Annotated in this window: 20 protein-coding genes; 12 read left to right on the top strand and 8 right to left on the bottom strand. The window is 71.2% G+C overall.

Going from position 1 to position 23,852, the window contains the following annotated elements; translation table 11 throughout:
* The first annotated feature begins 29 nt into the window (after positions 1-29).
* Together efeU and EAO72_RS13795 are read left to right on the top strand one after the other, a co-directional pair.
* Positions 30-1,013 (top strand): iron uptake transporter permease EfeU, encoded by a 984-nt coding sequence (gene efeU, locus EAO72_RS13800; protein WP_148017587.1) that lies wholly within the window; start codon positions 30-32, stop codon positions 1,011-1,013.
* Positions 946-1,878 (top strand): hypothetical protein, encoded by a 933-nt coding sequence (locus EAO72_RS13795; protein ID WP_148017586.1) that lies wholly within the window; start codon positions 946-948, stop codon positions 1,876-1,878. The genes efeU and EAO72_RS13795 overlap by 68 nt, the downstream gene beginning before the upstream one ends.
* Positions 1,879-1,962: 84 nt before the next feature.
* Here the strand turns inward: EAO72_RS13795 and EAO72_RS13790 are convergent, their stop codons facing one another.
* Positions 1,963-2,709 (bottom strand): bifunctional DNA primase/polymerase, encoded by a 747-nt coding sequence (locus tag EAO72_RS13790; RefSeq protein WP_148017585.1) that lies wholly within the window; start codon positions 2,707-2,709, stop codon positions 1,963-1,965.
* Between the two features lie 270 nt (positions 2,710-2,979).
* Between EAO72_RS13790 and ddaH the strand changes: the two genes are divergently transcribed.
* Positions 2,980-3,876: a dimethylargininase gene (gene ddaH, locus EAO72_RS13785; RefSeq protein ID WP_410090291.1), complete on the top strand. Its 897-nt coding sequence runs from the start codon at positions 2,980-2,982 to the stop codon at positions 3,874-3,876.
* Positions 3,877-3,898: 22 nt separating this feature from the next.
* On the opposite strand, the gene EAO72_RS13780 is transcribed toward ddaH, so the two are convergent.
* Positions 3,899-4,897, bottom strand: coding sequence for a small ribosomal subunit Rsm22 family protein (locus tag EAO72_RS13780; protein WP_148017583.1), 999 nt, complete (start codon positions 4,895-4,897; stop codon positions 3,899-3,901).
* Between the two features lie 177 nt (positions 4,898-5,074).
* Between EAO72_RS13780 and EAO72_RS13775 the strand changes: the two genes are divergently transcribed.
* A complete protein-coding gene (locus tag EAO72_RS13775) occupies positions 5,075-6,430 on the top strand; it encodes a hypothetical protein (protein ID WP_187285039.1) in 1,356 nt (451 codons plus the stop codon).
* A 14-nt stretch (positions 6,431-6,444) separates the two neighbouring features.
* Here the strand turns inward: EAO72_RS13775 and EAO72_RS13770 are convergent, their stop codons facing one another.
* The gene (locus tag EAO72_RS13770; protein WP_148017582.1) at positions 6,445-7,758 is read right to left on the bottom strand and encodes a multidrug effflux MFS transporter; all 1,314 of its coding nucleotides are present in this window, start codon (positions 7,756-7,758) and stop codon (positions 6,445-6,447) included.
* 77 nt (positions 7,759-7,835) lie between these two features.
* Between EAO72_RS13770 and EAO72_RS13765 the strand changes: the two genes are divergently transcribed.
* Entirely contained in the window at positions 7,836-8,840 is a 1,005-nt protein-coding gene (locus tag EAO72_RS13765; protein WP_187285038.1) for a Gfo/Idh/MocA family protein, read from the top strand.
* A gap of 22 nt (positions 8,841-8,862) precedes the next feature.
* On the opposite strand, the gene EAO72_RS13760 is transcribed toward EAO72_RS13765, so the two are convergent.
* The gene (locus EAO72_RS13760) at positions 8,863-10,491 is read right to left on the bottom strand and encodes an alkaline phosphatase D family protein (RefSeq protein WP_148017581.1); all 1,629 of its coding nucleotides are present in this window, start codon (positions 10,489-10,491) and stop codon (positions 8,863-8,865) included.
* A gap of 291 nt (positions 10,492-10,782) precedes the next feature.
* Here EAO72_RS13760 and EAO72_RS13755 point away from each other — a divergent pair, with 291 nt between their 5' ends.
* From EAO72_RS13755 to EAO72_RS13745, 3 genes are all read left to right on the top strand, one after another.
* Complete coding sequence (locus tag EAO72_RS13755; RefSeq protein ID WP_148017580.1) at positions 10,783-11,556, top strand: SDR family oxidoreductase; 774 nt, start codon at positions 10,783-10,785, stop codon at positions 11,554-11,556.
* 161 nt (positions 11,557-11,717) lie between these two features.
* Positions 11,718-12,185, top strand: coding sequence for a lamin tail domain-containing protein (locus EAO72_RS13750; protein ID WP_148017579.1), 468 nt, complete (start codon positions 11,718-11,720; stop codon positions 12,183-12,185).
* A 104-nt stretch (positions 12,186-12,289) separates the two neighbouring features.
* Positions 12,290-13,174, top strand: coding sequence for a PhzF family phenazine biosynthesis protein (locus tag EAO72_RS13745; protein ID WP_148017578.1), 885 nt, complete (start codon positions 12,290-12,292; stop codon positions 13,172-13,174).
* Between the two features lie 63 nt (positions 13,175-13,237).
* Here the strand turns inward: EAO72_RS13745 and EAO72_RS13740 are convergent, their stop codons facing one another.
* Positions 13,238-14,170, bottom strand: a complete 933-nt coding sequence (locus tag EAO72_RS13740; protein ID WP_148017577.1) for an NAD-dependent epimerase/dehydratase family protein — start codon at positions 14,168-14,170, stop codon at positions 13,238-13,240.
* Positions 14,167-15,243, bottom strand: a complete 1,077-nt coding sequence (locus tag EAO72_RS13735) for a ScbA/BarX family gamma-butyrolactone biosynthesis protein (protein ID WP_261991464.1) — start codon at positions 15,241-15,243, stop codon at positions 14,167-14,169. Before EAO72_RS13735 ends, EAO72_RS13740 begins: the two co-directional genes overlap by 4 nt.
* A 126-nt stretch (positions 15,244-15,369) precedes the next feature.
* On the opposite strand from EAO72_RS13735, the gene EAO72_RS13730 reads away from it, so the two are divergent.
* A complete protein-coding gene (locus tag EAO72_RS13730; protein WP_148017576.1) occupies positions 15,370-16,032 on the top strand; it encodes a ScbR family autoregulator-binding transcription factor in 663 nt (220 codons plus the stop codon).
* Between the two features lie 224 nt (positions 16,033-16,256).
* The gene (locus EAO72_RS13725; protein WP_148017575.1) at positions 16,257-16,634 is read left to right on the top strand and encodes a VOC family protein; all 378 of its coding nucleotides are present in this window, start codon (positions 16,257-16,259) and stop codon (positions 16,632-16,634) included.
* A gap of 46 nt (positions 16,635-16,680) precedes the next feature.
* Here EAO72_RS13725 and EAO72_RS13720 read toward each other — a convergent pair whose 3' ends face one another.
* Positions 16,681-17,388 (bottom strand): response regulator, encoded by a 708-nt coding sequence (locus EAO72_RS13720; protein WP_459112818.1) that lies wholly within the window; start codon positions 17,386-17,388, stop codon positions 16,681-16,683.
* A 143-nt stretch (positions 17,389-17,531) separates the two neighbouring features.
* Here EAO72_RS13720 and EAO72_RS13715 point away from each other — a divergent pair, with 143 nt between their 5' ends.
* Entirely contained in the window at positions 17,532-19,016 is a 1,485-nt protein-coding gene (locus tag EAO72_RS13715; protein WP_148017573.1) for a sensor histidine kinase, read from the top strand.
* Positions 19,017-19,094: 78 nt separating this feature from the next.
* Here EAO72_RS13715 and gntA read toward each other — a convergent pair whose 3' ends face one another.
* Positions 19,095-19,769: a guanitoxin biosynthesis heme-dependent pre-guanitoxin N-hydroxylase GntA gene (gene gntA / locus EAO72_RS13710; protein ID WP_222724087.1), complete on the bottom strand. Its 675-nt coding sequence runs from the start codon at positions 19,767-19,769 to the stop codon at positions 19,095-19,097.
* Positions 19,770-20,045: 276 nt separating this feature from the next.
* Here gntA and EAO72_RS13705 point away from each other — a divergent pair.
* The coding region (locus EAO72_RS13705; protein ID WP_148017572.1) for a non-ribosomal peptide synthetase at positions 20,046-23,852 on the top strand (3,807 nt) is incomplete at its 3' end.

Below are 23,852 nucleotides of genomic sequence, written 5' to 3'. Positions count from 1 at the left end.
GGGACTCGAAGCGGAAAGGGAACCGAAACGTGTTCAGTAACTTCCTGATCGGCCTGCGCGAGGGCCTTGAGGCCAGCCTGGTCGTCTGCATTCTCATCGCGTACCTGGTGAAGACCGGCAACCGGCACAAGCTGCTGCCGATCTGGATCGGTGTCGCGATCGCCGTCGTCGTCAGCCTGGCCTTCGGCGCCGGTCTCGAGTTCGGTTCGCAGGAGATGACGTTCAAGGCCCAGGAGGCGCTGGGCGGTTCGCTGTCCATCCTCTCGGTCGGCCTGGTCACCTGGATGGTCTTCTGGATGCGCCGCACCGCGCGGCACCTGAAGTCGGAGCTGCACGGAAAGCTCGACGCGGCGCTCGCGATGGGCACCGGCGCCCTGGTCGCCACGGCGCTGCTCGCGGTGGGCCGTGAGGGCCTGGAGACCTCGCTGTTCGTGTGGCGTGCGGTGCACGCGGCGGACGACGGCTGGCATCCGATGATCGGCGCGGTGCTGGGCATCGCCGCGGCCGTCGTGCTGGGCTGGCTGTTCTACCGCGGTGCGCTGAAGATCAACCTGGCGAAGTTCTTCACCTGGACTGGCGGCATGCTGGTCGTCGTCGCGGCGGGTGTGCTCGCGTACGGCGTCCACGACCTCCAGGAGGCCGAGTTCCTCGGCGGGTTGCGGAACCGGGCGTTCGACATCAGCGCCACGATTCCGCCCGACAGCTGGTACGGCACGCTGCTGAAGGGCACGTTCAATTTCCAGCCCGACCCGACCGTTCTCCAGATCACGGTGTGGGCGCTGTATCTGATCCCCACACTCGCGCTGTTCCTCGCCCCGGTAGGGTTCGGACGGTCAGAGGGCCCCGCAGCGGGTGCGACGGATCAGAAGGCGCGGAAAGCAACGGATGAGAAGCCTGAGGCCGGTTCGGCTGGCGACGGGGCTCGCCACAGCGACGGTGCTGAGCATGACGGCGAGCGGGTGCGTGACGGTGCACGGCGAGCTGGAAGTCGTCCGGGCGGCGACGCGGTCTGAGGCCGCGCAGGCGCTGGCCGACTTCACCGCCGCGTACAACGCGGCGGACAAGGCCTACGACCCCGCGCTGGACGCGGAGCGGGTCACCGGACCGCTCGGCGCGATCAACCAGGCGGGGCTGCGGGCCCGGCAGAAGAACAACCCCGACGGCAACGCGAACCACCGGCCGCTGGAGTTGACCGACGCGAAGTACGTCATCCCGAAGAAGGCCGGCTGGCCGCGCTGGTTCGTCGCGGACACCGACTCCAACCGTGACCAGGACAGCGGGAAGCAGGACACCCGCTGGCTGTTCGTCTTCGTCAGGTCCGGCCCCGACGCGGGATGGAAGGCAGCCTATCTGGCGGTCGCCACCCCGACCCGGATCCCCGAATTCGCGAAGGACGGTGAGGGCCGGGCGACCCCGGTGGCCCCGGACAGCGCCGCACTGGCGGTGGCACCGCAGGACCTGGGCGCGCAGTACACCGGGTATCTGCAGAAGGGCACGCCGGACGTGTTCGCCCCCGGAGCGGCCACCTCGGTCTGGCGCACCGCACGCCTGAACACCCGGCGGGCCGGGTTCTCGTACCAGTACATCGACCAGCCGCTCAACAGCGGGACGTTCGCACCGGTCGGCCTGGAGACGGCGGACGGCGGTGCGCTGGTCTTCTTCAGCAGCAAGCACTTCGAGCGGCAGACGGCGGCGCAGGGCCTGCGCCCGACGGTGTCCCCGGACGTCGCGGCGCTGATGACCGGAGAGGTACGGAGCACGCTCACGAAGGAGCGGGTCTCCAGCCAGCTGGTGTACGTCCCGAAGAAGGGTGCCGGCGCGGGCAAGGTGATCATGCTGAACCGGGTACCGGGCCTGACGTCGGCGAAGGGTTCCTAGGCCGCCGGGGCGTAGCGCGGTCCTGGGGCTCTCGCGTCGCCCCAGGCCCTTGCACCGGCCCTGCACTCGTCGCGGTCGCTCCGGCTACCGGCCCATGGGCCAGGCCACCGACTCGTGATCGACGTCGCTCTGCTCCGCGGATCCCACGAACCGGGCGCACGCGTCCGTCAGCGTCTCCAGCAGGGTCAGCGGGTCCGGCAGCGGATTCTCCGGACCCCGCACCCAGCGGACGTCGAGCTCACCGGGGAGCATGGCCGGCGGCAGCAGGACGTAGCTGCCTCGGCAGTGCCACCGCAGTCCGGGGTGCTCGTCCATCGTCTCGGGGTGGCAGTCCAGCTCGCACGGCCACCACTCGTCCTCGTCCTCCGGCGTACCGCGCGTCGCGGTGAAGAAGAGCATCCGGTCGTCGCCGGACCGGGCCACCGGGCCCACGTCGATTCCGGCGGCGAGAAGCCGCTCCAGCGCCTGCGTACCGGCCGACAGCGGAACGTCGAGAACGTCGTGGATCATGCCGGTCGCGGTGATGAAGTTGGCCTGCGGCTGGCTGAGGGCCCAGCGCTCGATCTGGGCGCGGTCGGTCGTGGACTGCGTCTGCCAGGCGAAGGAGACCGGGTGCCTGGCGGGGGTGGGACAGCCGACGCGTTCGCACGAACACCGGTAGCCGACCGGATGGGCGGCGGGCGCGATCGGCATCCCCGCCTCGGCCACGGCCAGGAGCAGCGCCACCCGTGCGCTGCCGTCGGCATCGCCCTGCTGCGGTTTGGGCCGACGGCGCAGCCAGTGGGAAAACCTGCTCTCTGAGCCGCGAGCACGGCTGAAATCGGCGCCCATCTATCCCCTTACCTCAAGCGTTGCCCCTGCCCATGGTCCCACCATCCTGCGCTCCGGGTGGCCAGAGTCCTGAAGCGGGGTACGCCGGCCGATGCCCCGCAGTGAGCGATAACATGCTGATTGTCATGAAATGGCAGATGAATTTCAGGTGATCGGGGGCCCGGGACCGGGTGCCCGCCACCCTCAACGGGGACGAGTCGGTCACACGTCACACAGCTGTACGGAACCACCCGATCGGTCCACTGTGCCGACGGCCCGGGACGGCGCACCATGGGCTCACGCACACACCCGTGCGACGCACCGGCCGCGGCGGCCACCAATGCCGCCGCGACGATTCGTGAGGAGCCCTCGTTGCCTCGTGAAGCCACACCCCGCCGCTACCTGATGTGTGCCCCGGCTCACTTCAGGGTGACGTACTCCATCAACCCGTGGATGGACCCCACCAAGCCCGTCGACCTCGCGCTGGCGCAGACCCAGTGGGAGGACCTGCTGGGCCGCTACCGCAGCCTCGGCCACACCGTGGAACTGCTCACGCCCGACCCGGACCTGCCGGACATGGTCTTCGCCGCCAACGGGGCCACCGTCATCGACGGCCGGGTGCTGGGGGCCCGGTTCGCCTACCAGGAACGGTTCCCGGAGGCGGCCGCCCACCTCGACTGGTTCCGCGGCCACGGCTTCACCGAGATCCACGAGCCCGTCCACATCAACGAGGGCGAGGGCGACTTCGCGGTGACCTCCTCGTACGTCCTGGCGGGGCGCGGCTTCCGGTCGAGCCCGCTCTCGCACGACGAGGCGCAGGAGTTCTTCGGGCGGCCGGTGATCGGCCTCGATCTGGTCGACCCGCGCTACTACCACCTGGACACGGCGCTGAGCGTCCTCGACGACGCGGCCGACGAGATCATGTACTACCCGGACGCCTTCTCGCCGGGCAGCCGGGCCGTGCTGGCGCGCCTCTTCCCGGACGCGCTGCTCGCCGGCGACGCGGATGCCGCCGCTCTCGGGCTGAACGCGGTGAGCGACGGGCTCCATGTCGTGCTGCCGCAGGCCGCCACCGGCCTGTTCGACCCGCTGCGCGACCGCGGCTTCGAACCGGTGCCGATGGACCTGGGCGAGCTGCTCAAGGGCGGCGGCAGCGTGAAGTGCTGCACCCAGGAGCTGCGGCCTTAGGCGGCGTCCTCCGGGCCGGCCTCTAGGCCGCGTCCTCCGGGGGCGGCCAGGCGTCGCCCCAGTCGGTGTCCCGGGCGGCGCGGTAGAGCGCGCCGTGCCGCTTGGTGACCGTGGCGCGTCGCAGTGCCTCGTCCCGGGTGCAGAGCTCCAGCAGCACCTGGCCCTTGCGGATCTGCGGCCGTCGCGTGACCCGCGCCTCCACGGGCCGCGGGGCGAAGCGGGTGGCGACGACGTAGCTGAACTTCTCGTCCTCGTACGGCAGCGAGCCGCCCTTCACCTTCCGGTGCAGCGAGGAGCGGCTGACCCGGGCCGAGAAGTGGCACCAGTCCGTGCCCGGCTCGATGGGGCAGGCGTCGCTGTGCGGGCAGGGCGCGGCGACGGTGAGTCCCGCGGCGATCAGCCGGTCGCGGGCCTCGATGACGCGGGCGTAGCCGTCGGGGGTGCCGGCCTCGACGATCACGACGGCCTGCGCCGCACGGGCCGCGGCGTCGACGAGGGCGGTGCGGGCCTCGGGAGTCAGTTCGTTGAGCACGTAGGAGACGGTCACCAGGTCGGTGGCGTCCAGTGCCAGGTCCTTGCCGATGCGGGCCCGCTGCCACGCGGCGGCGCGGAGGCCCGGGAGGCCGGAGGCCCCGGCCAGTTCGCGGCCGAGCGCGAGGGCCGGCTCGGCCCAGTCCAGGACGGTGGTCCGCGGCCCGTCCCAGGCCCCGGCGACGGCCCAGCTCGCCGCGCCGGTGCCGCCGCCGACGTCGGTGTGCGTGGCCGGCGTCCAGTCCGGGGCGGCGTCGCGCAGGGCGTCGAGGACGGACCGTACGGCCTCGAACGTCGCGGGCATCCGGTACGCGGCGTACGCGGCGACGTCCGAGCGGTCGCGGAGCAGCGGGGTGTCGGTGGGAGTGGTTCCCCGGTAGTTGGCGATGAGCCGGTCGACGGCCTGGGCGGCCTGCTTGGGCGGCAGTCCGTCGAGGAGTCCGGCCAGGGCCGCGCGCAGGGCTTCCGCGGTGGGGAGGGTGGCGTTCACCGAGGAATTGTAGGCGGACGCGAACGGGCCCGGACTCCGTGCGGAATCGGGACGGAACGGGGACGGAACCGAACGGCGAAGGCGTACCGGCCAGTTGCTACGCTGACCGGCGCGAAGGCCCTCGCCGGGAATTGCTCGCGCGAAGGCCCAGGTCGGGTATTGCTCATCGGGGGGACCATGAGACTGCAGTTCGGACGCCTGGCTCCGGCCGGCGGAGGGACCACGAGGCAGCGCGTCGTGCGCCTGGCTCTGGTCGGCGGGCTGCTGGTACTGGCGCTGCTGCTCCTGCTGGCCACCTGCGGGGGCGGCGGCAAGAAGGACGACGGCAAGCCGAAGAAGCCGGTGCGGAAGAGCACGGGCCCGGCCACGCAGCTGACCGTCCCGGCCTCGTACACGACGCGGCGCGGCTGGGAGCTCGTCGACACCTCTCCCGACTACGCGATCTCCCGGACGACCGGACGGCTCGCCTACCTGGTGCGGACGGCCGAGGGCGAGTACCGGCTGCGGACGATCGACTCGGAGACCGGGCGGGCCGGCTGGAGCGGGGACGCCTGGCGCCCGCCGGCGGCCGTGCACTTCCCGAAGCTGTTCACGGTCACCACGGACGACCAGGAGTACTTCGTCACCTGGTCGTACGGGAAGGTCGGCCAGGACGCGCCGGCGCCCGCCGACCGGATCGTGTCCCTTGACGTGTACACCGTGGAGGACGGTGGCCGGCAGCGCGTCGAGGTGCCGTGGGCCACGGCTCCGACCGTCACCGGCACCGGCCCCGGCATCGTGATCGGCGACGGCGGGGCCACGAGCGTGGTGGTCGACCCGGCGACCGGCAGGATCGCCAGGGTCCCGGCCAAGGCGCTGAAGTACCCGAAGGGCTGCGCTTCGTGCCGGCAGCTGACCGAGGTGCGCGGGCTGACGTCGAAGGGCCTGCTGGTGAGCGGGGCCCGGGAGTTCTGGGTACAGGGCGGCTGGTTCAGCAGGAACGTGGCGCCGAAGGGCACCGACCGGCAGAGCGGAATCCCGACATCCGTCGCCCCCGGAGTGGTGCTGGCGAAGTGGCGGCTGGCCAAGGGCGCGAAGCTCGCGGCGACCCACGACCTGTGGACGGTGCACGACACGGAGACGGGCAAGGCGCTGGTCTCCGTGCGGTGCCACAAGCCGGCGATCGCGCCGGGCCAGTACCCGCAGGCGGTCGTCTCGCCCTCGGGCGGCTATCTGGTGGCCGGGAACCTCGCGTTCGACCTGGAGGCCGGCAAGGGCTTCTGCTTCGAGGACACCGAGGGGTCCAGGACCCTCGCCCTGGCCTCGGTGACCGACGACGGGACGGCGTACGGGGCGACGAGCGTGCGCAACGCGGCGGACGCGCTGGCCGGGGGCGGCTTCCCCGTCGAGGCGGAACTCTCGACGGGGTCGACGGAGCTGCTGTCACCGAACGCGCGGATGCCCGGCGCGGAGGGCGCCGAGGGCGTCGGACTGTTCCGCTGGACCGACGACAAGGACCGGCTGCACCTGATCGGCTACCCCCGGGCGGACTGACCGCGACACGGCCCTCAGAGCCGGGTGGCCGCCTGCTGCCAGGGCCGGCACATGCCGAGGAAGCACGCCATCGCGCCCACCGCGCACACCAGCTGCACGACGGCCATCGGCACGGCCGTGGCCTCGCCCGCGATGCCGACGAGCGGCGAGGCGACGGCCCCGATCAGGAACTGGGAGGTGCCGAGCAGCGCGGAGGCGGAGCCGGCGGCGTGCTTGGTGCGCATCAGCGCCTGTGTGTTGGTGTTGGGCATCGCCAGGCCCATCGCCGACATCAGCACGAAGAGCCCGGACGCGACCGGTACGAGTCCGACGTCCCCGAAGACCCCCGACGTCATCAGCAGCAGCGCCACCGAGGCCAGCACGATGACCGCGAGGCCGAAGCCGAGCGCCTTGTCGAGGCTGACCCGGCCGACGAGGATCTTGCCGTTGATCTGGCCGACGGCGATCAGCCCGATGGAGTTGATGCCGAAGAGCAGACTGAAGGTCTGCGGCGAGGCACCGTAGATCTCCTGCACGACGAACGGGGAGGCGCTCACGTACGCGAAGAGAGCGGCGAAGGCGAGACTGCCCGCGATCATGTAGCCGGTGAAGACCCGGTCGGCCAGCAGACCGCGCATGGTGCGCAGCGCGTCGCCGACACCGCCGGTGTGGCGCTCGGCGGGCGGCAGGGTCTCGTGCAGCCACTTCCAGACGACGAGGGTGAGCAGGACGCCGATGACGGTCAGCACGGCGAAGATGCCCCGCCAGTCGGTGATCCGCAGGACCTGGCCGCCGATGACCGGGGCGATGACCGGAGCCACTCCGGAGATCAGCATCAGGGTCGAGAAGAACCTGGCCATCGCCTCGCCGTCGTACAGGTCACGCACCACCGCCCGGGCGATGACGATGCCGGCCGCGCCCGCGAGGCCCTGGAGGAGGCGGAAGCCGATGAGGAGTTCGGCGGTCGGGGCGAAGACGCAGATCGCGGTGGCGAAGACGTAGACGAGCATCCCGGCGAGCAGCGGGCGGCGTCTGCCCCAGCGGTCGCTCATCGGGCCGACGACGAGCTGGCCGAGCGCCATGCCGGCGAGGCAGGCGGTCAGGGTGAGCTGGACCGTGGCGGCGGGTGCGTGCAGTGCGTCGGTGACGGCGGGGAGCGCCGGAAGGTACATGTCCATGGACAGCGGCGGCAGCGCGGTCAGTCCGCCGAGGACCAGGGTGACGAGGATTCCGGTGCGCCGGGCTGCCGCGACGGCGGCGGAGCCGGGTGGAGGGGTGAGGGCGGGGACTCTGTCCCCGGTGTCGGTCGTGGGTATCCGCTGGGCCCGGCTGAGGCCGCTGTCCGGCATTCTCATCTCCATAGTTGTTGAATCCGCCTCTATGCTCTCAGCTCAGCCGGAATGGTCGACACCTTTTGGGAGCGTGCATGAGCAGGACTGTCCGTTGGGGCGTGCTGGCGACAGGGGGAATCGCGGCGACGTTCACCGCTGACCTGCAGGCGATGCCCGATGCGGAGGTGGTGGCCGTGGCCTCCCGGACGGACGCCTCGGCGCACGCCTTCGCGGAACGGTTCGGCATACCGCGGGCCTACGGGAGCTGGGCCGGACTCGTCGCCGACGAGGAGGTCGACGTGGTGTACGTGGCCACGCCGCACTCCGCGCACCGGGAGGCGGCTGCCCTGGCCCTGGAGGCCGGGAAGCACGTGCTGTGCGAGAAGGCGTTCACGATCAACGAGCGCGAGGCCCGGGAGCTGGTCAAGCTCGCCCGGGACCGCGGCCTCTTCCTGATGGAAGCGATGTGGACGTACTGCAACCCGGTCATCCGGCGGATGACGGAGCTGGTGCGGGACGGGGCGATCGGCGAGATCCGCACCGTGCAGGCCGACTTCGGCTTCGCGGGTGACTTCGGCGCCGGGCACCGGCTGCGCGATCCCGCGCTGGGCGGCGGCGCCCTGCTGGACCTCGGGGTCTATCCGGTGTCGTTCGCGCAGCTGCTGCTGGGCGAGCCGGACCGGGTGCAGGCCGACGCACTGCTGTCGCCGGAGGGCGTGGACCTGAACACCGGCATGCTGCTGAGCTGGGAGTCGGGGGCCAACGCGCTGCTGTCCTGCTCGCTCGTCGGGCACCACCCGACGGCCGCCACGGTGATCGGGACGGCCGGCCGGATCGACTTCCCCGAGGGCTTCTTCTACCCGCGGCACTTCGTGCTCCACAGGGCGGGCCAGGAGCCGGAGGAGATCACCTCCGGTCCGGGGCCGGAGGGCCTGTCGGGCATGCAGTTCGAGGCGGCCGAGGTCATGCGGGCGGTCCGGGCGGGCGAGACGGAGTCCCCGCTGGTGCCGCTGGACGGTTCGCTCGCGGTGATGCGGACGCTCGACGCGGTACGTGAGCGCATCGGCGTCCGCTACCCCGTGGACGGCCTGGTGTCCTGACGCCCTGAGTACCGGGCGGGTATCAGGCCGGGGTCAGGCCCTGGTTGCCGGTCTCCGTGACGAACGAGGCGGCCGTCGTCACGGGGGCGCCGGGCGTGGTGACGGCGGACACCGTGCGGTAGTCGGCGCGCGCCTGGCGCTCCTGGAGCGTGACGAGGGCGTACCCGCGGCGCCCGTTGTAGAACTTCATGTGCGGGTTGGCGGCCATGAGGTTGGCCCAGTTGGCCGGCTTCTCCGAGCCGTTCTTGCCGCTGGCGACGGAGGTGGCGACGATCTCGGTGCCGACGGTACGGGAGGCGGGGTCGTCGAAGTCCCGCTTCAGGTCGAAGGCGTAGCCGACGTGCACGTCGCCGGTCAGCACCATGAGGTTGTCCACGCCGGCTGCCTCGGCGCCCCTCAGGACGCGGTCGCGGGACGCCGGGTAGCCGTCCCAGGAGTCCATGGAGAGCTTGTAGGCATCGGTCGGCACATCGCGCCGCCGGGCGAAAGTTACCTGCTGCGGCACGACGTTCCAGGTGGCCTTCGAGTGACGCCAGCCGTCGATCAGCCAGCGCTCCTGGGCTGCGCCGGTCAGGGTGCGCGACGGGTCCTCGGACTCGGGCCCGGGGGTCTGCCAGCCGTCGCCGTACGCCTGGTCGCTGCGGTACTGGCGGGTGTCGAGGATGTCGAACTGGGCGAGGCGGCCGAACCGCAGGCGCCGGTAGAGCTTCATGTCCGGGCCGTCGGGCCGCTGCGGGGCGCGCAGCGGCTGGTTCTCCCAGTACGCGCGGTAGGCGGCGGCCCGGCGGATCAGGAACTCCTCGGGCGGCACGCTGTTCTCGGGGGTCTCGCCCGCGTAGTTGTTCTCGGTCTCGTGGTCGTCCCAGGTGACGACGAAGGGGTGCGCGGCGTGGGCGGCGCGCAGGTCCGGGTCGGACTTGTAGAGGGCGTACCGCAGCCGGTAGTCCTCCAGCGTGGTCGTCTCCCGGTTGAAGAGGGCGGGCAGGGTCCGGTCGGTGTAGTTGCGGGCTCCGCCGGTCGCGGTGACGGCGTACTCGTAGAGGTAGTCGCCGAGGTGGAAGACGACGTCGACGTCCTCCTGGGCGAGGTGCTTGTACGCGGTGAAGTAGCCGTCGTGGTAGGCCTGGCAGGAGACGGCGGCCAGGGACAGTTCGCGCTTGTGGGCGCCGGGGGCGGGTGCGGTACGGGTCCGGCCGACGGGACTGGTCCACTGTCCGGCGCGGAAGCGGTAGTAGAGCACACGGTCCGGCGCGAGGCCCTTGACCTCCACATGGACGCTGTGGTGGAACTCCGGGTGGGCGGTGGCGGTGCCGCGCCGGACGACGTGCCGGAAGCGCTCGTCGCGGGCGACCTCCCAGCGCACCTCGATACGCGCGGCGGGCAGTCCGCTGTCGGGCTCGAACGGGCGGGGCGCGAGTCTCGTCCACAGGAGGACGGATTCGGGCAGCGGGTCGCCGGAGGCGACGCCCAGGGTGAACGGATCCTCGCCGATCTGCCGGGTGTCGAGCTCGGCGGCGCTCGCCGCTCCCGCGGCCGGCAGGCCGACGGAGAACGCGAGTGCGGCGGCGGCTCCGGTGACGGTGAGAAAACGGCGGCGGCCGGTGTTCCGGACCGCGTCGCGCAGCTCCTGCTGATGCGTTGAGAGCGTCATCTGTCCCTCCCCTGACTGGTGATGTGGGGGAAGTCCATCGGGCCGACGCATCGGGCGGTTGTCGTGCTCGCGTCGCACGGACGTCGCCCGGATGAGGAATGCGGCAGGAATGGATCCCCAGGGGCAAACTCCGCGTACGCGGCACAACCATGATCATTAACTTGGGGGGCGGCAGCCGGGGAATCGCCGTGCGGCGTGCCGGAATCACCCGTGGGACGCGAACCCCCCACCCGGACGCGCCGTTTGCCCCCGGCCGCGTCCTCCGGAGCGGGCGGCGTACGCTGCCGCACCATGAGCAACAAACTGTTGAACTCCGTGACGAAGACGGCTGTGGTCACGGGCGCGGGCTCCGGGATCGGCCGCGCGGTGGCTCTGGCGCTGAGCGGCGCCGGCTGGTCGGTGGCGCTCGCGGGCCGCCGCCCGGAGCCGCTCACCGAGACCGCCGCACTGGCCGGGCCGGACGCCCGGGTGATCACCGTCCCCGCCGACGTGTCGCGCCCGGACGACGTGGACGCCCTGTTCTCCGCCGTACGGGAGTGCTTCGGCCACCTCGACCTGCTCTTCAACAACGCGGGCACCTTCGGGCCGCGCGCCGTGCCGGTCGAGGACCTCGCGTACGACGACTGGCGCACGGTGGTCGACGTGAACCTGACGGGGGCGTTCCTGTGCGCGCAGGCGGCGTACCGGCAGATGAAGGAGCAGGACCCGCAGGGCGGGCGGATCATCAACAACGGCTCGGTCTCCGCGCACGCGCCGCGCCCGCACTCGGTCGCCTACACGGCGACCAAGCACGCGATGACCGGCCTGACGAAGTCGCTGTCCCTGGACGGCCGCCCGTACCGGATCGCCTGCGGCCAGATCGACATCGGCAACGCCGCGACCGAGATGACCGAGCGCATGCAGACCGGGATCCTCCAGGCCAACGGCGAGCTGGCCGTGGAACCGGTGATGGCGGCCTCGGACGTGGCCCGGACGGTGGTCCACATGGCGGAGCTGCCACTGGAGGCGAACGTCCAGTTCGCCACCGTGATGGCGACGGGGATGCCGTACGTGGGCCGGGGCTGACCGGACCGGGCGGGAACCGGCCCGCCGACGCCCACAACTGACCATCTCTCAGGCCCGAACGACCGATTCCGGCCGGATTCGCACCCCGACCGGCCCGGTAAGCGCGTGCTGCCCTTATGCTCACAGCTCTTCACCAGAACTCCACATAAGGAACACACAGCATGCGCATACGCACCACGGTGCCCCTCGCCCTGGCCGCCACCACCGCCCTCACCGGCTCGCTGCTCCTCGCGACCCCGGCCTCGGCCGCGAAGCACCAGGGCGGGGTGCACCTCGGCAAGATCCAGTACGACAGCCCCGGCAAGGACACCCGGTCCAACACCTCGCTCAAGGCCGAGTGGGTCGAGATCCACAACAACACCAGGGCGAAGTTCCAGCTCAAGGGCTACAAGCTCAAGGACAACACCGGGTACACCTACACCTTCCCCGCCTACAGCGTCGGCGCGGGCAGGACCGTCAAGGTGCACACCGGCAAGGCCAGGAACAGTTCCGGTCACCTGTACTGGAACCGTGGCTCGTACGTCTGGAACAACACCGGTGACAAGGCGCGGCTGATCAAGCCGAACGGCAAGCTCCTCGACTCCTGCTCCTGGACGAAGTCGAGCAAGGGCACCAAGAACTGCCACTGAGCGGGATGCCGCGGTCCGGGTGCTTCCCGGTCCCGCCCGACACGGGAGGCGGGCGGGACCACGGAGGGGGGAATGCCCCGGACCGCGGCGCGGTTGTGCCGCACATGAGCGAACTTCCCGGGCCTGGTCTCCTGCGCTACACCGCCTTCTCCGCCGATCCCTCGGGCGGAAATCCCGCCGGGGTCGTGCTGGACGCCTCCGGTATGGACGAGGCGGGCATGCTCGCCGTCGCGGCGGAGGTCGGATACAGCGAGTCGGCGTTCCTGACCGGCCGCGCCGAGGCGTCGGAGCCCGGTGCGCGCGGTTACGCGATCCGCTACTTCAGCCCGAAGGCCGAGGTCCCGTTCTGCGGTCACGCCACCGTGGCCACGGCCCTGGCCCTCGCCGAGCGGGACGGCCCCGGGGACCTGGAGTTCGCCACCGCGGCCGGACCGGTCCCCGTCACCGTCGTCCGCCGGGGCGGCGAACTGCGGGCGACCCTCACCAGCGTGGAGCCGCACGTCACGGACGCCGCCGCCGAGGACGTCACGGAGGCCCTGGCCGCGCTGGACTGGCCGGCCACCGATCTCGACCCGGCCCTGCCGCCCCGCATCGCCTACGCGGGCGCCCGCCATCTGGTGCTGGCCGCCGCGAGCCGTGAGCGGCTGGCCGCGCTCTCCTACGACTTCGCGCGCCTCGAAGCGCTGATGCACCGGCTGGACCTCACCACCGTCCAGCTGGTGTGGCGCGCTTCGGACACCGTCTTCCACGTCCGCGACCCGTTCCCGGTCGGCGGTGTGGTCGAGGACCCCGCGACGGGCGCCGCGGCCGCCGCGTTCGGCGCGTACCTGCGCGCCCTGTCGCTGGTCCCGGAGACCGCCTCGCTGACCCTGCACCAGGGCGAGGACATGGGCCGCCCCGGCACGCTCACCGTCACCCTGCGGGCGGGCGACGCACGGGTGCGGGTGAGCGGGACGGGGACGCGCATCCCGGACCGGGCGGGCGCGTGAGGGCGGGCCCGGCCCGGCCCGCCGGCCCGGTCGGCCCCAGCAGCATCGCCGGCACCGTCGGCCTCAGCGGCTGAGCAACTCCCGGTACCAGGGGGCATGCTGCGCGAAGGACGTCCGGAAGTCCGGGCCAGGAGCCCAGCCGAGGTCCTCGCCCACCCGTTCGTCGGCGAACCAGTGGTCCACCGTGAGCATGTCGAAGTGGTGCGTGGCGTACGGGACGCCGGCCAGCCGGGTACGGGCCTCGTCCAGGGCGATCTCCGTGCCCGCCCAGGGCAGTGCGAGTTCGCCGAGCACCGTGGACAGCAGGTCCGAGCAGGTCACCGGCTCGGGGTGGTTGACGTGGTAGACGCCGGACGGCGGCTTCGGGGCGAGCGCTGCTCCGAGCAGCGCGCGGCCCAGGCTCTCCACGTCGATCAGCGAGTGACGGGCGTCGCAGCCGGCCGGTGCCGCCGACAGGTACCTCAGCAGGGCGACCAGTCCGGGGATCGCCCACCGGTCCCCCGCCCCGTGCACGATGTGCGGGCGCAGGACGACTCCCCCGGCCGCCAGGACGTGCTGCTCGGCGGCGACCCGGGTCAGGCTGGTGGCGGAGACGGGGGCGGGCTCGGCGGCGCCGGGAAGCAGCGCGGTGAAGGGGCCGCGGCCGTAGACGGAGGCGGTGCTCAGCAGGACGATCCGGCCGGCTCCGCCGCGTACGGCCTCGTCGACCAGCGCTCGGGTGCCGTGGTCGTTGACGGTCCGGGCGGTCTGCTCGTCGGAGCCGACCCGGGACGCGCAGTGGATCACGGCGTCGACGCCCTCGCAGCTGCCGCGCAGCGATCCGGGGTCGGCGAGGTCTCCGTACACCGTCTCGCAGTGAAGTCCGTCGGCCGGGGTGTCGAGGGCGGTCCGGTGGGTCATCAGGCGCAGCCGGATCCCGGGCGTCGCGCGGGCGGCGGCGGCCACCCGGCTGCCGATGAAGCCGGTCGCGCCGGTGATGAGGATGCGGGGTGTCATGAGTGGTCCGTTCTGACATCGCCGGGCCCGGCCGGGTGGAGTTCCGGCGAGCGGAGGGTGCAGGTGAAAGCGGGTTCGCCGTCCTGAACGGCCCGTATGAACACTCCGGCGGGCGCGAGCGGGTCGTCGCCGTCGGCGGGGAGCTCCGTGGCCTCGATCCGGCAGGGGCGGTCCAGCTCGACGTACTGGAGGAAGTCGGCCTGCATCGCCGTCGGCAGGAAGGTGTGGCCGGTGGCCGCGTGCGCGGCCTGCCGGGCGGCCTCCAGCAGCAGGATGCCCGGTACGTGATCGTTGGGGCGGCCGAAGAGCGTCGGATGCCGGGTGTCGAGCCGCAGGAGCCAGGTGCCGGGGTCCGTGCCGGGCGACAGGACGACGTCGTTCTCGGAGGTCCTGCCGACCGTGCGCGGGGCGACGGCGGGCAGGAGGGGTATCGGGGTGTCGAGGACGGCGCCGCGGTGTCCGCGCAGCCGCTCGTACGCGGCGGCCGAGGTGCAGCTGATCCGGCCGCCGCCGGTCGCGAGCACGGTGCCGCGGCGGTGCAGGAGGAGTTCGATGTGCATGGAGCCGAGGCTCCGCCCACGGCGCTTGATGCGGGAGCAGGACACGTCCACCGTGATGTCCCACGGGTCCTCGCCCAGCTCGAGCCGTTCGGAGGCGGAGGTGTACCGCAACTCCCACATGACGAAGGCGTCACCGACCGGCACACCGAACTGGGCGTGGGCGATGAGCATCGTCGTCTGGCGCATGGTCTCGGCTATGAGCAGGGGGTCCTGGTGGCTGCCGACCGGGGCGAAGAAGCGGTGGGACCTCGGCCAGTGGGCGGGTACCGAGAACTGGGTGTCGGTGAGCCGGGTGAGCCCGGTGGGGAAGACGTCGAGCGGGTCGGTCCGGTGCACCAGCCGTCTCAGCCGTTCGGGTGAGCCTTCTCTGCGGCCGGGCTCCTCCCCGGCCGGGGCGCCGCTCTCTTCCGGGCTGCCGGAGGGGGCCTCGGCACGGCCGGCACCCGTGAAGTGCCCCGCCCGCTCGACGCTCTCCACCGACATCGAAGCGCTGCGTGAGGTGAGCTGAACCATGAAGTTCCCCCAGGAGGATCCGAGTCAAAGGGCCGAGCCGCCCCGCAGTAAGATACTGACAGCCCGGTTTTCCTTTCCAGCCAACCCCCTGTGGCACCAACCACGCCACCAGTTAGAGAGAAGCTGATGGCACAGCAGGCGCGCGCGATCCAGACCCGCAGGTCGATCCTGGTGGCGGCCGCCGACGTGTTCGACGAGCGCGGCTACAGCAGCGCGACCATCAGCGAGATCCTGGCGCGCGCGGGGGTGACCAAGGGCGCGCTGTACTTCCACTTCGCCTCGAAGGAGGATCTCGCGCTCGGGGTGATGGACATACAGCTGCACAGCGATCCGCTGCCGCCCCAGCTCACGAAGCTCCAGGAACTGGTGGACCAGGGCATGCTCCTCGCCTACCGTCTGCGACATGAGCCACTGGTCCGGGCCAGCGTCGGCCTGGCCATGGACCAGGCCGTGGAGGGCCTCGACCGAGGGACGCCGTTTCGCGGCTGGATAGACCGGCTGGAACACCTCCTGGTGGCCGCCAAGGGGCAGGGCGAGCTGCTGCCGCACGTGGATCCGGGCGAGGCCGCGGAGATGCTGGCGGGATCCTTCTCGGGCATCCAGGTGATGTCCCAGGTCCTGTCCAACCGCGAGGACCTCGGCCGGCGGATCTCGGTCCTGCTGCACTACGTGCTCCCCAGCATCTCGACGCCGGCCGTTCTGGCCACGCTGGACATGGCCGAAGATCGCGGTGAGCGTCTGCTCCGGAGCCTCGAAACCGTACCGAGCCAGGCCGGCGCCCCCAACTGACCTCCGGCGCATGCCTCGTGACCGCCGGAACCAGACCGCACGGTCCGCAACCGGCGGCGTGAGCACTTCGCGGACGGGGCGGGTCGTCAGACCGACCGGCAATGGGTGGGGCGGCCTCGCAGGGCTCGGCACGCACTCCTCCAGCCCCCGCTCCTTCACCCACCCCCCACTTCGGGTCGGTCTAAGCTCGGTGGCTCAGCGCCAGCCACCGACAGGAGCCGCCGATGTCCGTCCGCCGCGTCGTCCCCAACATCGTGACCGGCACGGGTGACGGAACCGGGGACGCCTCCGGAGCCATGCGCGCCAACGCCGCCTTCTACGGGCTCCTGGGCCTCGACGAGGTCATGAACCAGGGCTGGATCATGACGCTCGCCTCGCCCTCCCACCCCACGGCCCAGGTCAGCATCATGACCGCCGACAGGACGGGCCCGGTCACGCCCGATCTGAGCGTGGAGGTGGAGGACGTGGACGCGGTGCACGCGGCGGTGGTGCGCAGCGGGGCGGAGATCGTGTACGGGCCGGCGGACGAGGAGTGGGGCGTGCGCCGCTTCTTCGTACGCGATCCGAACGGGCGCGTCGTCAACGTCCTGAGCCATGGCTGACCCGACGGGTGCCGGCTGGACACTCCGGCGGCGCACGGAGCTGCCCTCAGTCGGTCGCTGTGATCAGGTCCGCCTCATGGGCGATGATCGCCGCCTGCACCCGGTTGCCGACCGCCAGTCTCCTGAGGATGGAACTGACATGTGTTTTCACCGTGCCCTCCACCAGGTCCAGGCGACGGGCGATCTGCGCGTTCGACAGACCGGCGCCGAGCAGCCCCAGCACGACGCGCTCGCGGCTGCTGAGCCGGGCGGCCTGCTCGCGGGCGGCCGATTTCCGCGACATGTTCTCCAGGGACAGGCCCCGGATCACCCGGTGCGCCGCTTCGGGCGAGAGATAGGCGGCGCCGTCGGCCACCGCGTGCACGCCCGCGATCAGTTCGCGCGGGTCGCCCGACTTCAGCAGGAAGCCGCTCGCTCCGTTGCTCAGGGCGCGCGCGATGTAGTCGTCGTTGCTGAAGGTCGTGAAGATGATCACGGCGGTGCGCGAGGAGGACCTCAGGATCTCGGACGTCGCGTCCAGCCCGTCCAGGAGCGGCATCTGCACATCCAGGAGGGCGACGTCCGGCTGGTGCCGGTGGACCATCTCCACGGCCTGCCGGCCGTCGGCGGCCTCGGCGACCACCTCGATCTCCTGGTCGGCCGACAGGATCGCCCGGGCGCCCACCCTCATCATCGGTTCGTCGTCAGCGAGCAGAACTCGGATCACCTGATTCCCTATTCTCTCTTCGCCCCGGCCGGTGCCGTGTCGGCTCACAGCCAGGACTCCCCGTGAAAGGCGTTGAGGGTCCCCGAAGGACCGGTGAACCCGGGCGGCGGGCCGGCCGTGCCTGCTTCCTTGCCGCCCTCGCCGGACGACGTAAGGCTATCTGGAGCGTAGCCCTGTGGTGCGGGCTCTCCGTGCCGCCGTTGCTCGGCTCTCTCGCCGATCTGACGTCGTCGACGTCCTGGTGGAGACTCGGCGGACTCGTCCTCCTCGTGCCGGTCGTCGTTTTCCGGGAGCGTCACCTTCCGCTGGCCTGGGGCGTCGGCGCGGCGCTCAGTGTGGTCAATCCCTGGTACGCGCCCGCTCTGTTCGCGATGAGTTATCTCGTGGGACGGCGCAAGATGCGCGAGCGGCCCCTGGAGATCGCCATCGCGGCGGGTGTGGTCGCCGCGACCGTCCTCACCACCGGAATGAAGTCCGGCCATGTCACCACCTGGCTGAACACGGCCCCTCTCCTCGTCGGCGCGGTGACGGCCTGGCTGGCCGGCCGGCACCGGCACCAGCGCCGCGAGCTCGAACTGGCCGGCTGGCAGCGCGCCCAGCATCTGGAGCGGGAGCAGCAGCTCAGTGTCGACCGGGCCAGGATCCGCGAACGGGCCAGCATCGCGCAGGACATGCACGATCAGCTCGGTCACGACCTCACCCTCATCGCCATGCTGGCCGCCGCGCTCGAGGTCTCCCCGCGCCTGGACGAGGCGTCCAGGTCCACGGCCAGTGAACTGCGCGTCAACTCGGCCCAGGCGATCACCAGGCTCGGTGACATCATCGGCGTGCTGCGTGTGGACGCCTCCCAGGAACCGGCGCCGTCGCTGCGCGAGGACGTCATGAGCACCGTGGACCGGGCGCGTACCGCCGGGATGCTCGTCGAGTTGAAGCGGCGTGGCCTCGATCTTCCGGCGCCGCGCGGCGTCGAGGAGGCCGTGCAGCGCGTGGTGAAGGAGGCGCTGACCAATGCCGCCAAGCACGCCCCCGGCGCAGAGATCCAGGTGCTGCTGGAGCGGCTGACGGACCTCACCCGGGTCACCATCACCAATGAGGCGCCGGACGGCCCGCCGCAGGACACCAGCGGCAGCGGGATGGGGCTGGTGGGGCTCGCCGAGCGGGTCCGGGTCCTGGGCGGCACACTCACGGCGAACCCCCTCGACCACGGTGGCTTCGAGGTGGCGGCGCGACTGCCGCACTCGGGCGCCGCAACCGCCCAGTCCCCCGGTCCGGCCGAGGCCGGCGGGCTGCCGGGGGCGCCCGTCTCGGCCATGGCCCGGCAGCGGGCCGAACGCAGGGTGCGCCGCAGCCTGGTCGCAGTGGTGGCGGTGCCGGTCGCGGCGACGGCCGCGGTGGCCGTGCTGATGATCGGCTACTTCTCCCGGACGTACGAGAGCATGACGCTCGACACGGACACCTACCGGGGACTGCGGCAGGGCCAGAAATGGGAGGACCTGCGCTCCCAACTCCCCGACCAGCAGGTGAATCCGCGCGATGCGGTGGAGGGCCCGTCGATTCCGGAGCAGGCCTCCTGCCGTTACTACCGTGCCGACGGCGGCCTCTTCTGGTCCGGTGTGTACCGGCTGTGCTTCACGGACGGCCAGCTCGTGACCAAGGACGAGTTGCGCGAGAAGTGACAACGGGGCCGTACCCGCGGTCGTGCCGTGCGGGGGCGGCCCCGTGGGCCAGGGGCCGGCGCCTGCGGCCCGCACCGGTCATCCGGTCGGCGTGTGCATCCCGGGTTCCGGGTGGAACGGGCACTTCCAGTCGGCCGGTACGGCCCGCCCCGAGTACTGCCGCGCCTCCGACGATGTGCCGTGATCGGCCAGCATGGGATTGACGCTGCCCTGCAGCCGGAGTTCCTTGGCACGAATCCTGCGCTGCAATCCGAAGTACGTACCGTCGGCCTTCAGCCTGCCGAACTGCTCATGGGAGTTGAAGACCAGCGCGGGGTAGGAGAATCGCCGGGAGATCCGTGAGGAACCCGGATTGAGTCCGGCGACGAAGAACGGCCGGCCTGCGACACTGAACCCGAATTCGGACGATTCCGTGTCGCTCGAGTAACCCTCGCTCCAGGAATAGGACTTCGCGTCCAGCCGGTGAAGCCTGCCCAGCTGCCCCCACAGCGCCTGTTCGAACTCTTCCTCTCCGCACTCCCTGGGTGTACGGAACACGGCGACGAACGAGGCGAAATCATGCTCCGCGGAAATATTCGCGTCAATGAATTCAATAAGATTCTGATGCAACTTTCCCGTGCAGTCGTCAGAATCCAGCTCTTCATATACATGCGTGACCAGAAGGTCCTGACGAACCGCCGCGCGCGCCCCCAGACAGGTGAAGGCATCCCCATTTATCCAGGAGACAAGTTCCTCCTCGATACTCCGCTGCACCGTACCGCCTCCGTTCCGACACAAGGTTTGCGACCGTAGCACCCGGCCACGCAGGACCGAATCGCGAGCACCCTCTTTAAGCTGGGGCTGAATATGGACCACCCCCGCGCCACCACTACGGCGCCCACCGACCCCAATGACTCTTAAGCTGAGAGTTAATGACCCCGGATTTTGGTTGCACGGAACGCGGGCGGCGCAATACGTTGCTCGTCGCTATTGCTGCCTGCTCTATTACCGGTGGCGGCATAAAAGACAAATTGCGGTCCGGTGGGAGACATGGCAGTGACGCGACAGCCACGTAAGATCGAAGACATCTACCCGCTGTCTCCCCTCCAGGAAGGCATGCTCTTCCACAGCGTCCTCGAGGGGACGGGACCGGACGCGGACGATGCCACCGATGTGTACGTGGCGCAGGTGGCGACGGACTTCGAAGGTGCGCTCGACGCCGACGCCCTGCACGCGGCCGCCGACGCGCTGCTCCTGCGCCATCCGAACCTGCGGGTCGCCTTCCGCCAGCGCAAGTCCGGTGAGTGGGCCCAGCTGGTGCTGCGCGATGTCACCGCGCCGTGGCGGACCCTCGACCTCCGGTCGGCTCCGGCCGAGGAGCGCGCGGCGCTGGCCGAGCGGGCGGCCCTCGAGGACCGCGACCGGCGGTTCGACCTCGGGCAGGCCCCGCTGGTCCGCTTCACGCTGCTCCGCCTCGGCGAGCAGAGCTACCGCTTCCTCCTCACCAACCACCACATCCTGCTCGACGGCTGGTCGATGCAGATCGTCATGCGGGAGCTGTTCGGGCTCTATCTCGCCAACGGTGACGCATCGGAGCTGCCCCGGGTCCGCCCGTACCGCGACCACCTGACCTGGCTCGGCGCGCAGGACACCACCGAGGCCCGCGCGGCCTGGGCCGGGGCACTGGCGGGGCTGGACGAGCCCACCCGGGTGGCCTCGCTGGGCGTGGAGCATCCGCCGATGGTGCCCGAGCACGTGCTGTTCGGCCTCGACGAGGGCGAAACCGCGGCGCTGACGGCCTTCGCGCGCGAGCAGGGGCTCACCCTCAACACCCTGGTGCAGGGCGCCTGGTCCCTGCTGCTCTCCAGGATGACGGGCCTGGACGACGTGGTGTTCGGCGTGACCGTATCGGGCCGTCCGCCGGAGCTCGACGGTGTCGAGGACATGGTCGGCCTGTTCATCAACACCCTTCCCCTGCGCCTGCGGCTGCGCCCCGACGAGCCCTTCTCGGCGCTCCTCGGCAGACTGCAGGAGGAGCAGGCCCTGCTGCTGGCCCACCAGCATCTGGGCCTGTCGGAGATCCAGCGGATCGCCGGACTGGGTGAACTCTTCGACACGTCCATGGTGTTCGAGAACTATCCGCTGGACGCCGGGGACATGAGCCAGGCGTCCGGCGGCCTCAAGATCCTGCGGACCGTCGGTTACGACGCGACGCACTATCCGCTCGGCCTCGTGGCGATGCCCGACACCACGCTGCGCTTCCAGCTCGACCACCGCCCGGACGTCTTCGAACCCGCGGCGGCGGCGGAACTCGGCGAGCAGCTGCTGCGGACCCTGCGGCTGCTCCTCACCGCTCCACAGACACCGGTCGGCCGGATCGACGTACTCGACACCGAGCAGACCCGGCGCATGCTCGTCGACTGGAACCGCACCGAACGGGACATGCCGGCCGAACTCCTGCCCGAGCTCTTCGAGGCCCAGGTGGCCCGTACCCCGGACGAGACGGCCATCGTCTTCCGGAACGCCACCGTGACCTACCGCGAGCTCAACGGCCGGGTCAACCGGCTGGCCCGGCTGCTCGTCGAGCACGGAGTCGGACCCGAGGACATCGTGGCCGTGGTGCTGCCGCGCTCGGTGGACTCCGTCGTCGCGCTCCTCGCCGCCATGAAGGCCGGGGCCGTCTATCTGCCGGTCGACCCGACCTACCCGGCCGAACGCACGTCGTTCATGCTGACCGACTCGGCACCCGCCCTCGTGGTGACGTCCGGCGCGGCCGCCGGCCGTGTGAGCGTCCTCGACGGCTCCGGCGTGCCCGTCCTGCGCCTCGACGACCCGGAACTCCAGGCCTCCCTCGCGGCGCGACCGGCCGCCGACCTGCCCGGTGTACGGGCGACCCGGGACAACGGCGCGTACATCCTCTACACCTCCGGTTCCACGGGCCGGCCCAAGGCCGCGCTGATCAACCACTCCAGTCTCACCAACCTGCTCCACCACCACCAGGCCGAGGTACTGGCCCCGGTCGTGGAGTCCGCCGGCGGCAGACGGCTGCGCATGGCGCACACCGCGTCGTTCTCCTTCGACGCCTCCTGGGGGCTCTTCCTCTGGATGGCGGCCCATGGCCACGAGCTCCATCTGATCGACGACGAGGCCCGGCACGACCCCGAGGCGTTCGCGCGCCAGGTGGACGAACACCGCATCGACGTCGTCGACATGACGCCCTCCGAGTGCCAGCACCTGATCGCCGCCGGTCTGCTGGACAGTGACCGGCACCGCCCGGCCCTGATCGTCCTCGGCGGCGAGGCCATCGGTGAGGCGCTGCGCGGCCGGCTGACGTCGGTCGAGGGCCTGACGGGCTTCAACTTCTACGGTCCGACCGAATGCACCGCCGACAGCGTCACCGGCGTCGTCCGCGAGGGCAGCCCGGCCGAGATCGGCACGCCCGTGTCCAACGCCCAGGTCTATGTGCTCGATTCGGCACTGCGGCCGGCGCCGGCCGGTGTGCCGGGCGAGCTGTACGTCGCCGGTGCGGGGGTGGCCCGCGGCTATCTCGGGCGCCCGGGGCTGACCGCCGAGCGATTTGTCGCGAACCCGTTCGGACCGGCGGGCTCCCGTATGTACCGCACCGGCGACGTGGTCCGCTGGACGGCCGCCGGGGTGCTCGAGTTCATCGGCCGCGCCGACAACCAGGTCAAGGTCCGCGGTTTCCGTATCGAGCTCGGCGAGATCGAGTCGCTGCTCGGGGCGCACACGTCGGTGGCGCAGTGTGCCGTGGTCGTCCGTGAGGACCAGCCCGGCGACAAGCGGCTCGTCGCCTATGTGGCGCCCTCGGACGACGGCGGGGCGGACGCCGCCGAGCTGCGCGCGTTCGTCGCGGAGCGGCTCCCGAACCACATGGTGCCCGCGGCCGTGGTCCAGCTCTCCCGGCTTCCTCTGACGCCCACGGGCAAGCTGGACCGCCGTGCCCTGCCCGCGCCCGACTACGCGGCCTCGGCGGCGACGGCCCGCAGGCCCCGCACCCCGCAGGAGGAGATCCTGTGCGGGCTGTTCGCCGATGTTCTCGGCCTGGAACGAGTCGGTGTCGACGACAGCTTCTTCGACCTCGGCGGGCATTCACTGCTGGCCACCCGTCTCGTCTCCCGCATCCGCACCGCGCTCGGCGTGGAACTCCCGGTCCGGCGGCTGTTCGAGGCTCCGAGCCCTGCCTCCCTGGCCGAGGGCCTCACTGCCGCCGGCACGGCACGGGCGGGTCTGGTGGCGGGTCCGCGTCCGGAGCGGGTGCCGTTGTCGTTCGCGCAGCGACGGCTGTGGTTCCTCCAGCAGTACGAGCCCGGCAGCTCCCTCTACAACATCCCGGTCGCCCTGCGCCTGACCGGAGCCCTGGACACGGCCGCGCTCGAAGCAGCGCTGGCCGACGTCGTGGAACGCCACGAATCCCTGCGCACCGTCTTCCCCCAGGACGACGAAGGCGGCTACCAGATCATCCACAAGGACGCCCGGCCCGAACTCCACCACATCCTCTCCAGCCCCGAACGCCTGGACACCGACCTCACCGAAGCCGTCACCCACGGATTCGACCTCGCCACCCAGACCCCACTCCGAGCCACCCTCCTGCGCACGGCACCCGACGAACACGTCCTGCTGCTCGTCATCCACCACATCGCCGCGGACGGCTGGTCGCTGTCCCCACTGGCCCGCGACCTCACCACCGCCTACACCGCCCGCACCACAGGCAACCCACCCTCCTGGACACCACTGCCCGTCCAGTACGCCGACTTCACCCTCTGGCAGCGCGACATCCTCGGCTCCGAAACCGACCCCACCAGCCCCATCGCACAACAACTCAACCACTGGCAGAAC

It is taken from the genome of Streptomyces sp. OR43, from assembly GCF_008042275.1.
Classification (GTDB): domain Bacteria; phylum Actinomycetota; class Actinomycetes; order Streptomycetales; family Streptomycetaceae; genus Streptomyces.
This window is presented reverse-complemented; position numbering and strand designations above follow the sequence as displayed.